The following is a 13,268-nucleotide window of genomic DNA, read 5'->3' as shown; positions in this document are numbered from 1 at the left end:
GTTAAAAAGGTGGTAATTATAGATTTCTTCGTTTACAAATTAATCAGAAGGAAATAAATAGCGGTATCTAGCAAAAAGCAAGTCAATCATAAATTGGGCTTGATAACTTCCTGTACTTTGAGAAGGAGAGAGACCGAGATCAATGATTTCGTCAAAAACTTTCTGGATTCTAAAAGACTTATTTGATGTAATCAGAACACTTTTGTTTGTCTCGAGATTGATTTGAGTTAGAAAGTCTCCGATATGCCGAAAGAAATTGCCGTAGACCGATAGGAAAATAATCAAACTATTGGCTTCAATCCGTTTGGCGATATCTTTTTGATTATTGCGACCATCATAATAATTGACAAATTTACCTAAAGTTAAAAAAGCATACTGCAATTCTCTTAAAATATCGCCAGAGGAGTGAATACCAAAGAGATAAATATTTTCCGTGTCATGAATCAAGTGGCAAATCTTATCAAGTTGCTCATAATTGATTGCATTTTCAGTCGCTTCGATACTTTTTTAATCAGTTCAGCGTAACGTTGACTGTTTGCTTCAAAGGAAAGATTTGGGGCATAAATTTCATTTTGCTTGTCACTGTTTTCTTGATAGACACGATGACGCGTAATATGGACAGCAGATTTAAAGTCTTGATAGTTGTGGTAGCCTAATTTTTGAATGAAGCGGCTTAAACTCGCTGGAGAGACTAAACAATAATCTGCCAATTCTTCCAATGAAAACTGCGTAAAATCTAGTTTTAAGAAGTTCAGTAAACGTTTGGCAATCAGTGGGGGAAGATTAGTTTCATCACTTGAGGCGATGACAATATCTTGTAATTTACGTCTAACATCAGAAATTTCCATGAGAGTCTCCAGTTTGAATTTGTTCAAGCTAAGCCATCAAACAATGATTTGGCAAGTATACAACCATTCTATCATAATTTTTTTCAAATCATGCAAGCCTTTCATTTTATGAAAGCGTTTCAAAGATAGAACGGAAAAATATCTAAGAAAGCGCTATTATAGAATAGTCATGACAAAGGTAAGCAGGCTTTCAATCTCAATTTTACTCAAATGTTAGATGAATTAAAAAAGACTCTAGTATTTAACAAGGACGATGTTTTGAAGGCACGCTACCATTTAATTAAAAGGAAGGTTTATAACATGAACAAACTAGACGCTTTTATCAACGCTAAGCTTGTCCCTCTGAGTCAAAAAGTCCAGCATAACAAGTATATGTCGACTGTTTCAGAAGGGTTTACAGCTATTTTACCGATAACGATTATCGGCGCAATTTTAACCTTACTTTCGGTGATTCAATTTTCCCCCTATCAAAAGTTTTTAGAAATCACCCATTTGGGCACAATTTTTGGTTACGCAAGTAAAATTACAACGGACATGCTCGGTGTTTACGTAGTCATCTCGATTGCTTATGTGATGGCGCAAAAACTAGGGCATGAAAAAGAACGCTTTTTCGCAGCTATCGGTGCTTTGGTCATCTTTTTCTTGCTTCTACCAACAGGTGCAGATGAAAAATTAGAAAATGGAACAGAAGTTTTCGTCAAAGGTGCGATTTCGACAGAATATCTTGGTGCTAAAGGGATGTTCATGGGGATTATTCTTGGTATTTTTGTTCCTCTGATTTATTCTTGGTTCATTAAACGTGAGATTACGATAAAAATGCCGGCTGGTGTGCCACCACAAATTTCAAATAGTTTTGCCTCAATTATTCCGATTGCAGTTCTTGTTCTTCTGTTTTCAGTTATTCGTTTTGGGTTTGAGCAAACAAGCTTTGGAAATGCCAATGGGTTCATCTATACAATTATTGGCGAACCTTTGATGAAACTAGGCAATAATCCATTTGCTTTTATAACCTTGATTTTAGTTTGTCAAATTCTCTGGTTTTTTGGGATTCATGGTCACTTGGTCATTCGCCCGATTCTTCAAGCTGTTTTCACACCACTTTCTCTCATGAATTTACAGGCATTTGAAAAAGGGCAAGACTTGCCAAATATGATTACCTACCAACATATCGGGACTTATACAAGTCTTAGTGGTAGTGGTGCGCTACTTGGCTTTTCGATTTTAATGGCGTTTGTTGCCAAATCAAAACGCTATAAAACACTTGGGAAAATGGCTTTGCCAGCAGCATTCTTTGGCATTAACGAGCCTATCATTTTCGGTATGCCACTTGTCTTGAATACCATGTTCATGATTCCCTTCATTCTTGGTCCGATTATCATGTTCGTCGTTCCTTATCTCTTACAAGTTTTCCATGTGATTGAAACCTTGCGAGGGGTGACCTTAACATTAGGCGTGCCTGCCCTTGCTTATGGTTGGATTGAAGGGGGTCTGCCAATCTTAATCGTTCAAGCCCTTCTCATCGTTGTGCAAGTTGTGATTTGGTTACCATTCTTAAAAATTGCAGATAGCCAAGCCTTAGAAGAAGAAAAAAACGCGGCGTGAGAAAGAGTTTGAGCGGACTAGCGTTGTAAATAACGCCATTTACTAGGATTGCTAGTCTAAGTCAAGTTTCAATATTTTATGCCGTAAAATTGCAGAAAGGACAATTATGTTAAAAAAATATCAGGCAACATTTCCAGAAGATTTTTTATGGGGAGGTGCGACCGCAGCTTGTCAGATTGAAGGTGCTTATGATGTGGCAGGAAAAGGCTTATCTGTCGCAGATGTCGCCGTGTGTCATACGAAAGAAACACCACGGGCAGAGCGGAAAAATGTTCGCTTGGCACAAGTTTTAGAAGGAAGTAACAGTCAAGACCTTACAAAATATCCCAAGCGTACAGGAATTGATTTTTATCATCACTACCAAGAGGATATTCGTTTGTGTGCGGAAATGGGCTTTTCAGTCTTTCGTTTTTCAATTGCTTGGACACGCATTTTTCCGACGGGTTTGGAAGAAGTTCCCAATGCAGATGGCATTGCCTTTTATCAAAAAGTTTTTGCCGAATTAAAAAAATATAAGCTTGAACCACTTGTGACGATTAATCATTTTGATATGCCCTTACACTTGGTTTTAGAATATGGTGGGTGGAAAAATCGGCAACTGATTGCCTTGTATCGTAAGTATGCCAACGTTTTGTTTGACACCTTTGGGCAAGATGTCAAGTATTGGATTGCCTTTAATGAAATTAACGGTGCTAAGTTTAATGTTTTTTGGTCAACCGGTTTGCTGCGTGAAACCTCTGAAAATTATGGACAAGACTGCTATCAAGCAGCACACCATCAATTCGTTGCAAGTAGCCTGATTGCTAAAGATTTACACGAGAAATATCCTAGCGCACAGATAGGTTGCATGGTTGCAAAGTTTACAAGCTACCCTGCGACAGCTGACCCTGAAAATGCCATGCAAATGATACTTGATGAACAATTGAACAACTACTTCTTTACTGATGTTTTGGTGCGCGGGAAATATCCAAGTTATGCCAGTAAACTTTTCCATGATAATGGGATAGAACTCGACATAGAGCCAGAAGATTTGGTGACTTTAGCTGATAATACCGTTGATTTTCTAGCCTTTAGTTATTATATGTCGAGTGTTTCCAGTGCTGATGACAGTGTTGAAAAAACCGCTGGCAATTTGACCGAGTTAAATAAAAATCCCTATCTTAAAAGTTCAGATTGGGGCTGGCAGATTGACCCGATTGGCTTGCGTTACACCCTCAATGATATGTATGATCGCTATCAAATTCCTTTGTTTATTGTAGAAAATGGACTTGGTGCTAATGATGAACTTTCAGATGACGGGAAAATTCATGACAGTTACCGTATCGACTATCTTAAGCAACATATCGAACAGATGAAAAAAGCGATTCAAGATGGTGTTGACTTGATAGGCTATACAACTTGGTCAGCAGTTGATTTGGTTTCTTCTGGTACATCTGAAATGAGTAAACGTTATGGTTTCGTTTATGTTGAAAAAGATAATGACGGTTGTGGTAGCTTGAAACGAGTTCCTAAAGATAGTTACGACTGGTACAGACAAGTGATTGCAAGCAATGGTGAAGATTTGTAAATTTTGAGATAAGACTAAATTCATTTGAATAAAACCTAGTGATACAAGCACAAATCATGTATTTGTCTATCGCTAGATTTTTTATTTCAATAAAAATTATCGAAAAACGATAAAAAAACATTGACAAACGATTTAAATTTATTTATTATAGATAATATGAAGGAGAAAAAATGATATGAAATTGGAATGGTCACAGAAACAATCGTTAAGATTAACACTTGTTGTCACAGCTATATTTTTCATTGCCATTATCGTGACGATGTTTAATATGCGGTATTTTGTCAACTTGTTGTTGCCATTAAATGGCATTAGAGGGCTCAATCTCACTTATTTTTACATGACCTTGTATGTGTCTATGACTGCGATGTTATGGATTTTAGTCTTATTAGCTTGTCTTGTTCGCAATATTCAAAAAGACATCGTCTTTGAACAAGTGAATATTCGTTACCTCCGTTTGATTAGCTGGTCTTGTATTCTAGTTGCGCTTATCTTATTTGTCTCTGCTTTTTATCATTTCCAATGGAGTGTTCTAGCAGTCGCAGCAACTTTTATGGCTTTGATCGTCAGAGTGATTAAAAATGTGTTCTGCCAAGCACTTTTAATCAAAGAAGAAAATGCCTTTACAATCTGATGGCAATTATTGTTAATATTGATGTGATGATGGCAAAACGGAAAATGAGCGCAGGCGAATTGGCAGAAAGAATTGATTTAACGCCAGCAAATTTATCCATTTTGAAAAATAACAAAGCAAAAGCAGTCCGATTTAGTACACTTGAAGCGCTTTGTCGGGAATTGAATTGTCAACCGGGAGATATTTTAGAGTATCAACCTGATTCTGATGAAACCAGATAAGGAGCAAACAGATGGCTTTAGTCATGTTAGCAGTTTTCGTGATTTTAATTAGTCTAGCGATTTATTTAGCAAGGCATAGCAAACTAAAATCTTGGCAAATATTTGCACTTATTTTTGTCTTGTTGATAGGCCTCGTGTTTTTAAGTGAGTATATAATTCCCAGACTTTAGAAATGAGAAAGATGATGTTGGAAAAAATTGTAAAAGAAAAAATGCAGACTAAATCACGTCAGATTAAAAGTCAAGAGATTATTTTTACACTAGTGATGATCCTCCTTGCTTATTTAGCAATCAAACTTTTTATGGCAGCGAGTGGTGGCCTATTGTTGGCTATTTTGACAATCTTTTTCTGTGCCAGTATCCTTGTTTACTTGAAAGCTAAAAAATTGAAATTGACGAAAACGCAATGGCTTTATCTGGCTTATGTCCTCTTGCTAAGCCTAGCCATCACCTTAACTGAAAATAAAATCCTCCAAAGCGTTAATCTGTGGCAGTTAGCGATTAGCCTAACTTATTGGCTCTTAGTTCTCCTCGGCGCTCGGAGAAATGGTTGCTTGGATTATCACATCGTCTATGATTTTTGGGACAGTCTGGTGATTAGAACCGCAAGATTTGAGAGAAGAGAAGGATTAGAGCTAGCAACTTTAAACGGGCAAGTAAAAGCTGGTCTAAACTTTAGAAGCAGTCACCTTTTTAAAATCATGATAGGTTTAGCAATTTCTGCACCACTTTTGTTGCTTGTCATGGTTCTATTAGTCAATGCTGATGCCGTATTTGCGACAATGGTCATCACCTTATTTTCCTTCTCCCTTGGGGTAACAGTAGAAAATACACTTATCCTTCTAGCTGCGATTTGTATTGGCTTATATATCGGTCGATTGATTAATCAAAATCTCAAATCTAAGCCAATCCCTCATTCTCCCATCAAGCCCCTAGGACACGCTAATCTGGTTTTCATGACGATAATCAGTGTATTCGTTCTCATCTATGCCTTATTTTTGAGCGCCTCGATTATCACTTGTCTCAAATTAACCGCCAAAACAGTTGATTATCAAGTTGTTGAAGCTGCAAGGAATGGTTTCTTCCAACTCCTAATCGTTGCATTGATTAACGTTGCCATGTTTTTGATTGTCAAAGTACTGAGCGAGAAAAATAAACAAATTCAAGTCGGCTTGACACTAATCGGGCTTGAAACTTTAGGCATCATCATCTCAGCATTAGTTAAAATGTTACTTTATATCTCAAGCTTTGGGTTAACTATTTTACGTTTTAACACCTCGATTTTTATGATGATTCTATTTGTCTGTGTCACGATTTTTATCTCAGCTTTATGGCGTGATTACAATTACACAAGATTGACAACTGCTTTTGTCGCCTTTTGTATTCTTGGCCTCAGCTTCATCAATTCAGGTAATCTGATAGCCCAGTATAATTTTCAGCAATTTAGCACAGGAAAAATCACAGAATTTGATGCTGACATTTTAGATAAAATCGGTGTAGAAGCCGTCCCAACAGCATATGATATTTATCAAAAAACAGATAACATCGTCTTGAAAAATCAAGTTAAGCGTTACCTGATTAACACGCAAAACGAAATGGCCAATCAAAAAATGATGATAACAGTTCAACGTTTACAAGCTGATAAACAGATTAAGCGTGCACTTGATTGATCCTCTGAAAATAATTTTTATTTTTCGACTATTCTTATTAATTATGATAAAATGATTGTAGATATATCCGTTGTTTTTGCATTATTATTATTTAGATTGGAGGAAAATATTTGGCAAAATTACAGGAAGAAATGTCTGAACAAATGGAATTGCGGACATTCTATCAAAAAACGCGTGAAGCGCGTGGCTATACTTATGGTGAGATTGAGACAGGCTATCTGCATAGTTCTCAAATTTCACGTTTTGAAAAAGGTGAAAGCATGTTTTCGGCTGAGTGTCTTTTATTAGCGATTCAGGGGCTTAACATGACCCCTACCGAGTTTTTTGCTTTGATGCCGACTTATGAACCCAGTAGGTTACATGTTTTTATGAAACAAATGAGTGACTATGCTATAACTAATGACATAGAGGGGATGAAAAAGTTATTAAAGCCAAGAGCTAAGAAAAAAATTGATAAAATCTATAATGTCATGGTTAAAGTAACGATATTTGACTCGTCAGGAGGAAATTTAATTACAGATAACGATCGAAAGCTCATTCAGGACTATCTAACAGGTATCGAACAATGGACACTTTTTGAAATTGATGTTTTCTCTGCATGCTTGGAAGCGTTAAGTCTGAAAGAAGCCTATTATTTGGGGCTAGAGATGCTAGATAGCGATGAACTATCTAATCTATTATATTCTCATGCAGATAACGTCAAAAAAGCTTTAGTAAATTTATATGTTCATATGGTATGTAATGAACAGTACACGCGAGCGAATAGAATTAAGAATGAGCTAGATGAACTTTTGGATGCGTGGGATATGGAAGGGAAAATTATAGTTTACATTTTTGAAACTTTTTCTAAATTTAAACGTGAAAAAAGCTCTGAACTTTTCGAGGAGATACAGAGCGATATTCAGGTTTTAAAAAAATTTGGTGCTACAGATTTTGCCAAACGAATAGAGATGTTTATGGCAAAAGAACGTTAAACACTAGTTGCTTTATATTCTATTCTATGTTAGTGCATAGGTGGAATAAGTGAGCGTAAAAAAGCTAACATATTGAATTTCTCCTTTCGTTTTACTCGATAGATTTATTATAGCATCAGAAAATATTTTAAAATGCAGAATTGAGAATCTGCAAGGGTAAAAGAATCAAATTGATAATTCTCAGGACATAAAGCTAAAGTCCTGAGAATTATCAATTTTTGTTTTAAAGTCAAGAGAATATACAATTTTCATCATCAAGTCATGCAGATTCTCAATTTTTGAAATTTAGGGATTTTTTTGTAGTAGAATTAGACTTGTAAGCTAGTTCGAACGACTTTCAAAACTTAATTGTTTATCTATCTCCATTTCGTTTTGTTTTAAATGGGGGATAGCATGCTAATGACAAGATAGAAGGAGTCAATATGACGAAAATTAAAAAAATTGCAATGTTAACAGTTGCGGCAGCAACATTAGGGACAGCAGTTGTTGTTGCCCATGCAGATAATCCACATCCATGGTTAATTGATCAATGGGATCATAGTTCAACAAGTGGTTCAACTAATGCTTATTCAAATTATTCAGTTTTAGACACTCGTAAATACGGTTCTATTGCTTATGTTAATAATCGTTTAGGTGTCACTCGTAGTTATGATAGTAAAGATTATGGTGCTGCTTGTACATCGCATAAGCAAGATAGATGGGATGCAGGGACCAAGTCATATCCTGGCTGGAATGTTTACTACTTTGGTAATTAAAATGTTGAAAAGAATCAATGATTTTAGAAGGTTAGCACAAGCACAGTTTGTGCTGGTCTTCTTTTCGCTATTATTTTGTTTCTTAGCTTTTGCGGGTATGCACTTTTTTGACCCTAATGGTGGATTACCTTATCCGTCTGATAATGCGATAATTATTACAAAAAATCTAAGTAAGACTGCTAGTGGAAAATTTTATACGTATCTAGAAGAAATTGCTAATACTGAACAATTAACAATTATTAAAAATGTTCTAAATGATGCTGGAGAAATACGTGGCTACGTATTTGGATCAAGAAAAAATACTTTTAATAATGATAAAGTCTACACCAGAGATCAAAAATTGTTAAAATCAACTACCGTGGAAGGCAGTTATTATGTTGTTGGCAATATGCCACCTAATAGAATGCAAAGTTTACGTGAAATGAACTTGAAATTTGAGATATTTAATACCCCTATATGGTTAGTTGCTGTGTCATTTCTAACAGGAGGGGATTTATATTCCTTATCGTTCTTTGTATTATTGCTCATGTTTTTTGTCGTTAGTTACGCTTTGCTTGTTATCAGGCTTAAAGAAGCAGTAATTGAGCGGAGTTTTGGTATTTTCCAGAGCAGAAATTTTAATCGCTTTCTCAAGTCTTTGGTGACAATCGTGATTAGTTTTGCTATTTTAGGAATAGCTATTTCGGCTATAAATGACTACTTCGCAACAGTTAAAGTTAAGGCTTTCTTTCTAACTTTAGCTATGATTGTCGTACTTTTATTTATTTTACAAATCATAGCTTACACCGTTTTTTTGTGGCAAGTTATGACTGCAAATATTTCAGATATTCAAAAAAATAAGCTAAGTGGTAAAAAAATACAAGCCGTATGGCTTATTGTGATTGCGTTGAGTACGGTATTATTGACGCATGAGACGTCGGTAATCAGTAAAAATTATCCTAAATATCTGTCTCAAAAACATTTGGTCAAGGAATGGCAACCTGCTGAAAATTATGCAAGAATCTGGTGGAGTTTTTTAGATGATGATAATCTGGAAGGAAATTCAGCTGAAAAAAATGAACAGATGAAATTAGACAATCAGAACATGAGAAACTTTGCGAACAGTATTTCAAGTGATGATGTTTTGATTTCCAAATTAGCAAACGAGCAGGCGAGCTGGTTTGGTAAAGTAGATGTTTATGTTGAAGGAAAAGGGGCAGAGATTAGAGCTGTTAATCCTCAAATAGCCGAAAAAATTTATATTGTCAATCCACAAGTATTGAAATTAAATAGAGAGATTCATCCAGAAAGTCAATATCAAGTTAAGTCTGATAAAGCAGTAACAGTCTTTATTCCTGAAAAATATCGAAAAGATTTGTCGGAGATAAAACTTATCGCTTTGAGAGGACTGTCTGATGTTGTATCAGACGATGAGGTTGACTGGCAATTTGTTCCAAATAGGCAAGAGATTTTCCTATTTATGTTGGAAAGCGAGTCAAACTTATCTTTACCAGATAGTGACAGGAAAGATATGATATTGATTGACTTGGACTGGGGAAAATTACCCAAAAATGAAAAGACTGACTTTTTGATAGGCAATTTTACCTTTGATGCGATGTATGATGCAAGAGGCTTACAGAAAAAACTAACTGATAATCATTTGATTCAAAAAGTTAATCATTTCCAAAATGTTAAAATGAGTTTGGAAAATACAGTTAATGATTTGAATCGGCAGTTTATTTCTTCCATTTCCTTGATACTAGTGATGTTTTTATTGCAACTATTAGTCATCTATGATTTCTTGAAAATGCAGATTCAGCTTAATGGCAAGCAAATTATTATCCGTACCCTTAATGGGTTAGGATTTCATCGTTCTGTTTATAGACACTTTGCATCTTTGTTGATGACACTGAGTTTGGTGGAAGTAGTTTGCTGGTTTTGGTTAGAAACTGGAGAGGTTTCATTAATTTTAATTACAGTGTACTTGCTTGCGATTTTACTCATTTATTTTGTTGCATTTCGTCAATTACATCAAAATAAATTAAGCATCCTAAAAGGAGGAGACATCAGTTGATAGAATTAAAAGAATTGAGTAAAAGTTTTGGCGAGAAAATTGTCTATCAAAATGTGGCTTTAAAATTTGAAACAGGAAAATCATATGCCTTAGTCGGTGCGTCTGGCAGTGGTAAGACGACTTTATTAAATGCCATCGGACGTCTCGAAAAGCCGACTAATGGCGAAGTTTTGGTAGCATCAAAGAATGTTTGGCAGATGAAAGAAAAACAATATTTTAAAGATTATTTAGGGTATATTTTTCAAAGTTATGCCTTGATTGATGATAAAAGTGTTGCTCAAAATTTGAAGATTATTGAAAAAGATAAGCAAAAGCAGATAATAGCACTTGAAAAAGTTGGCTTGGATGAGTCTTACTTAAAATTAAAGATTTATGAATTATCAGGCGGTCAAGCTCAACGTGTTGCTATTGCTCGAATGTTATTAAAAAATCTTAAAATCATTTTGGCTGATGAACCAACAGGTGCTTTAGACGACCAAACTGGAGAACAGGTTGGTGAATTATTACTATCTTTGGTTACAGCAGACACAACTTTAATTGTTGCGACACATGATTTAGCGCTTGCGAATCAGATGGATACGATTATTTATATGAAAGATTTGAGGAAATAGATGAAAAAGAAATTGGTTTTGCTTGGAATATTACTTATTATTGCTGGTTTAGGTATATTTTTTGTTACTAGAAATTTATTTGGAAAGGGAAGTCCGACACAAGATTTAGGTGTTAAACAGATATTAAAAAATGAATCGTCCACGGTAAAAATAATTAACATAAAAGAAGCAGGCTATTATGATATCACAACATTAAAAGCAAATGAAGTAGAAAAATCAAGTAGTCAGATTCCAGATTTAGATAAAACGCGTCGTGGGCAGTATTTTAATAAAAATGAGTCCGTTAGTTTAAATTCAGGCGAGGAGGTAATTTTTAATCCAGCAAAATTTGAAAAAATCCCTGAAAGTAATAATGCTTACATCTTGACTGATACAGGAAATTACTTAATTGGAGAACAATTTCCAAGCGGAGAGTACACTATTTCTTTTGAAGGGGAGTTGACGGCATGGACAGATAAATCTGGAAATGTTACGCAAGGAGAGGTGCAGATAGTTGTTTATGCACCAGAAAATGTAAAGGATTCGGAAAGTTTCCAAGTAACAGATGACAAGCAAAACATAAAGATTAAATTGAAAAATAAAAGGTTTTTAGCAATAAAAACAACCAATCCAAATGTTTCAGTTGTTTTAACACCTGTTAAATGAAAAACGAACAATGACGTTCAAGTTAGAAGATAAAAAATTATTAACAGTAAAAAGTAATGGTGTTGATAATTTTTCAAATTGATAATTCTCAGGACTTTAGCTTCATGTCCTGAGAATCATCAATTTTTGTTTTAAAGTCAAGAGAATATACAATTTTTATCATCAAGTCATGCAGATTCTCAATTTTTGAAATTTAGGGATTTTTTTGTAGTAGAATTAGTCTTGATAAGTTAGTTCGAACGACTTTCAAAATTTAAGTGTTTATCTATCTCCATTTAATTCGTTTTGTTTTAAATGAGAGATAGTATGCTAATGACAAGATAGAAGGAGTCAATATGACGAAAATTAAAAAAATTGCAATGTTAACAGTTGCGGCAGTAACATTAGGTGGAGCAGCTGTTGGAGGAGGGAAAGCATCCGCAGCCACTGATTATCCTCATCCTTGGGCTAGAGATAAATGGGATCACAACATAAGCTTAACAAACGTCAGCTCGTCTTATAAGAATTGGTCTATGTCTGGCAAAGCAGATATTGTCAAAAATAATAAAGTCCAAACTGGTGGTTGGAAAGGTGCAGGGCAAACTAGTTCCATTAGTGTTGGACACCTACCGTGGGAAATCACAAGTACGCCAGAGCCTTGGTGGGAATACCAATAATAGGTTGATTTTGTAGACTTCAATACTGCATGTTCAATCAACCGTAAAACCAAAATGATTGACATAATCCATATGTGAATTTTGGTTTTATACTTGTTTGAATATCAATCTGTTGAAAAAATATCGTCATCTACTTTTTAGGAGTGAACACTTGATATGAAGAAAATCTTACAAAGTAAGTACCTAATTATTTTTATCGCTACATTTTTTCTTGGCTTGCTATCATTTGTTCAAGTGCGAGAAATTAAATCATACATCGTCTATCCGGCATCGGAAACTCTATCGATTAAGCAAGTCGATGATATGAAAGCTAACAAAGATTATTTTAAAATCTTAGAACAATTTGCTGTTACGCATCATATAGAGTTATATTATCCTGTTGTGACTTCAGGCAAAACAGAAACCTTTACTTTTGGAAAAGGTGAAGATTTGACAAAGTTAAAAAATAGTTATGTGGTTGGTGGCTATTGGTCATCGGACAATCTGAGTCAAGCTGATTTAGATTTTTTGAAAAGTAAAGGTATTATTTCTGAAAAATTTCCAGCCTTTTCACCTCAAATGTCAGGTTTATCACTCTTGTTTAGTGGTTTGAAATCTTTAATTACTTGGGGAATTATCATAACTTTTATAACAATCTTAACGTTGTTGAAACTACTGAAAAGTAAGGCGGTAATTATCAGAAGAAGTTTAGGTACTTTAAGAAAATATGCTTTGATAGAACTAGTAACGGATATTGCGAGTTATCTAGTGTTTAGCATGAGTATTTTTACACTTGTTGGCGTTTTAAATGGTGGATTAGTTTATTTCTAACGTTATCAATCGTCATTATCATCTTACTTATATTGGCCAATTTATTATTGTTTTTGGTTATTCAATTTTCAAACCCGATTTCAATTTTCAAAAATAAATAGGCTGGGACAAAAGTCCACAGTCACTAAAATAAAAAGCAAGCTAATCCAATCAATTTTGATTGTTCTAGCCTGCTTTTTTTCTATATCCGACAGGTTACCATCAGTTTTCTGAGATTAATCGCCAT

Annotated in this window: 14 protein-coding genes; 12 read left to right on the top strand and 2 right to left on the bottom strand. The window is 34.8% G+C overall.

The genetic code is table 11. The features are described 5' to 3' along the window. Positions 1-39: 39 nt before the first annotated feature. A complete protein-coding gene (locus ACYQ21_RS05235; RefSeq protein WP_460056025.1) occupies positions 40-447 on the bottom strand; it encodes an SIS domain-containing protein in 408 nt (135 codons plus the stop codon). Beyond that, positions 444-848, bottom strand: a complete 405-nt coding sequence (locus tag ACYQ21_RS05230) for a hypothetical protein (RefSeq protein WP_460056023.1) — start codon at positions 846-848, stop codon at positions 444-446. Before ACYQ21_RS05230 ends, ACYQ21_RS05235 begins: the two co-directional genes overlap by 4 nt. A gap of 300 nt (positions 849-1,148) precedes the next feature. Here ACYQ21_RS05230 and ACYQ21_RS05225 point away from each other — a divergent pair, with 300 nt between their 5' ends. The 12 genes from ACYQ21_RS05225 to ACYQ21_RS05170 all read left to right on the top strand — a co-directional run bounded on the left by ACYQ21_RS05225 (position 1,149) and on the right by ACYQ21_RS05170 (position 13,042). Then, positions 1,149-2,450 carry a PTS sugar transporter subunit IIC gene (locus ACYQ21_RS05225; RefSeq protein WP_460056021.1) on the top strand — a complete coding sequence of 434 codons (1,302 nt, stop codon included), beginning with the start codon at positions 1,149-1,151 and terminating at the stop codon, positions 2,448-2,450. A gap of 106 nt (positions 2,451-2,556) precedes the next feature. Continuing rightward, complete coding sequence (locus ACYQ21_RS05220) at positions 2,557-4,017, top strand: glycoside hydrolase family 1 protein (protein WP_460056018.1); 1,461 nt, start codon at positions 2,557-2,559, stop codon at positions 4,015-4,017. 175 nt (positions 4,018-4,192) lie between these two features. Continuing rightward, a complete protein-coding gene (locus tag ACYQ21_RS05215; protein WP_460056015.1) occupies positions 4,193-4,648 on the top strand; it encodes a DUF2975 domain-containing protein in 456 nt (151 codons plus the stop codon). Further along, positions 4,648-4,869, top strand: a complete 222-nt coding sequence (locus ACYQ21_RS05210; protein WP_460056014.1) for a helix-turn-helix domain-containing protein — start codon at positions 4,648-4,650, stop codon at positions 4,867-4,869. Before ACYQ21_RS05215 ends, ACYQ21_RS05210 begins: the two co-directional genes overlap by 1 nt. 184 nt (positions 4,870-5,053) lie before the next feature. Further along, a complete protein-coding gene (locus ACYQ21_RS05205; protein WP_460056011.1) occupies positions 5,054-6,538 on the top strand; it encodes a DUF4153 domain-containing protein in 1,485 nt (494 codons plus the stop codon). 110 nt (positions 6,539-6,648) lie between these two features. After that, on the top strand, positions 6,649-7,512 hold the full coding sequence (locus tag ACYQ21_RS05200; RefSeq protein ID WP_460056009.1) for an Rgg/GadR/MutR family transcriptional regulator: 864 nt from the start codon (positions 6,649-6,651) through the stop codon (positions 7,510-7,512). 422 nt (positions 7,513-7,934) lie between these two features. Further along, positions 7,935-8,267, top strand: a complete 333-nt coding sequence (locus ACYQ21_RS05195) for a hypothetical protein (protein WP_460056006.1) — start codon at positions 7,935-7,937, stop codon at positions 8,265-8,267. Next, the gene (locus tag ACYQ21_RS05190; RefSeq protein WP_460056003.1) at positions 8,161-10,320 is read left to right on the top strand and encodes a hypothetical protein; all 2,160 of its coding nucleotides are present in this window, start codon (positions 8,161-8,163) and stop codon (positions 10,318-10,320) included. The genes ACYQ21_RS05195 and ACYQ21_RS05190 overlap by 107 nt, the downstream gene beginning before the upstream one ends. Next, positions 10,317-10,931 (top strand): ABC transporter ATP-binding protein, encoded by a 615-nt coding sequence (locus ACYQ21_RS05185; protein ID WP_460056000.1) that lies wholly within the window; start codon positions 10,317-10,319, stop codon positions 10,929-10,931. The genes ACYQ21_RS05190 and ACYQ21_RS05185 overlap by 4 nt, the downstream gene beginning before the upstream one ends. Beyond that, positions 10,932-11,576: a hypothetical protein gene (locus ACYQ21_RS05180; RefSeq protein ID WP_460055998.1), complete on the top strand. Its 645-nt coding sequence runs from the start codon at positions 10,932-10,934 to the stop codon at positions 11,574-11,576. A 359-nt stretch (positions 11,577-11,935) separates the two neighbouring features. Next, on the top strand, positions 11,936-12,232 hold the full coding sequence (locus ACYQ21_RS05175; protein WP_460055995.1) for a hypothetical protein: 297 nt from the start codon (positions 11,936-11,938) through the stop codon (positions 12,230-12,232). A gap of 156 nt (positions 12,233-12,388) precedes the next feature. Next, positions 12,389-13,042 carry a hypothetical protein gene (locus tag ACYQ21_RS05170; protein ID WP_460055993.1) on the top strand — a complete coding sequence of 218 codons (654 nt, stop codon included), beginning with the start codon at positions 12,389-12,391 and terminating at the stop codon, positions 13,040-13,042. The last annotated feature ends 226 nt before the right edge of the window (positions 13,043-13,268 follow it).

It is taken from the genome of Pseudolactococcus yaeyamensis (assembly GCF_054658615.1).
The sequence above is the reverse complement of the archived record's forward strand: the minus strand, read 5'-3'. Positions and strand labels throughout refer to the sequence as shown.

Coding starts and splice junctions, on each gene's coding strand:
- ACYQ21_RS05230 (WP_460056023.1), bottom strand. CDS start 848: ATGGAAATTTCTGATGTTAGACGTAAATTACAAGATATTGTCATCGCC.
- ACYQ21_RS05220 (WP_460056018.1), top strand. CDS start 2,557: ATGTTAAAAAAATATCAGGCAACATTTCCAGAAGATTTTTTATGGGGA.
- ACYQ21_RS05225 (WP_460056021.1), top strand. CDS start 1,149: ATGAACAAACTAGACGCTTTTATCAACGCTAAGCTTGTCCCTCTGAGT.
- ACYQ21_RS05210 (WP_460056014.1), top strand. CDS start 4,648: ATGGCAATTATTGTTAATATTGATGTGATGATGGCAAAACGGAAAATG.
- ACYQ21_RS05195 (WP_460056006.1), top strand. CDS start 7,935: ATGACGAAAATTAAAAAAATTGCAATGTTAACAGTTGCGGCAGCAACA.
- ACYQ21_RS05190 (WP_460056003.1), top strand. CDS start 8,161: ATGATAGTAAAGATTATGGTGCTGCTTGTACATCGCATAAGCAAGATA.
- ACYQ21_RS05170 (WP_460055993.1), top strand. CDS start 12,389: ATGAAGAAAATCTTACAAAGTAAGTACCTAATTATTTTTATCGCTACA.
- ACYQ21_RS05205 (WP_460056011.1), top strand. CDS start 5,054: ATGTTGGAAAAAATTGTAAAAGAAAAAATGCAGACTAAATCACGTCAG.
- ACYQ21_RS05180 (WP_460055998.1), top strand. CDS start 10,932: ATGAAAAAGAAATTGGTTTTGCTTGGAATATTACTTATTATTGCTGGT.
- ACYQ21_RS05175 (WP_460055995.1), top strand. CDS start 11,936: ATGTTAACAGTTGCGGCAGTAACATTAGGTGGAGCAGCTGTTGGAGGA.
- ACYQ21_RS05215 (WP_460056015.1), top strand. CDS start 4,193: ATGAAATTGGAATGGTCACAGAAACAATCGTTAAGATTAACACTTGTT.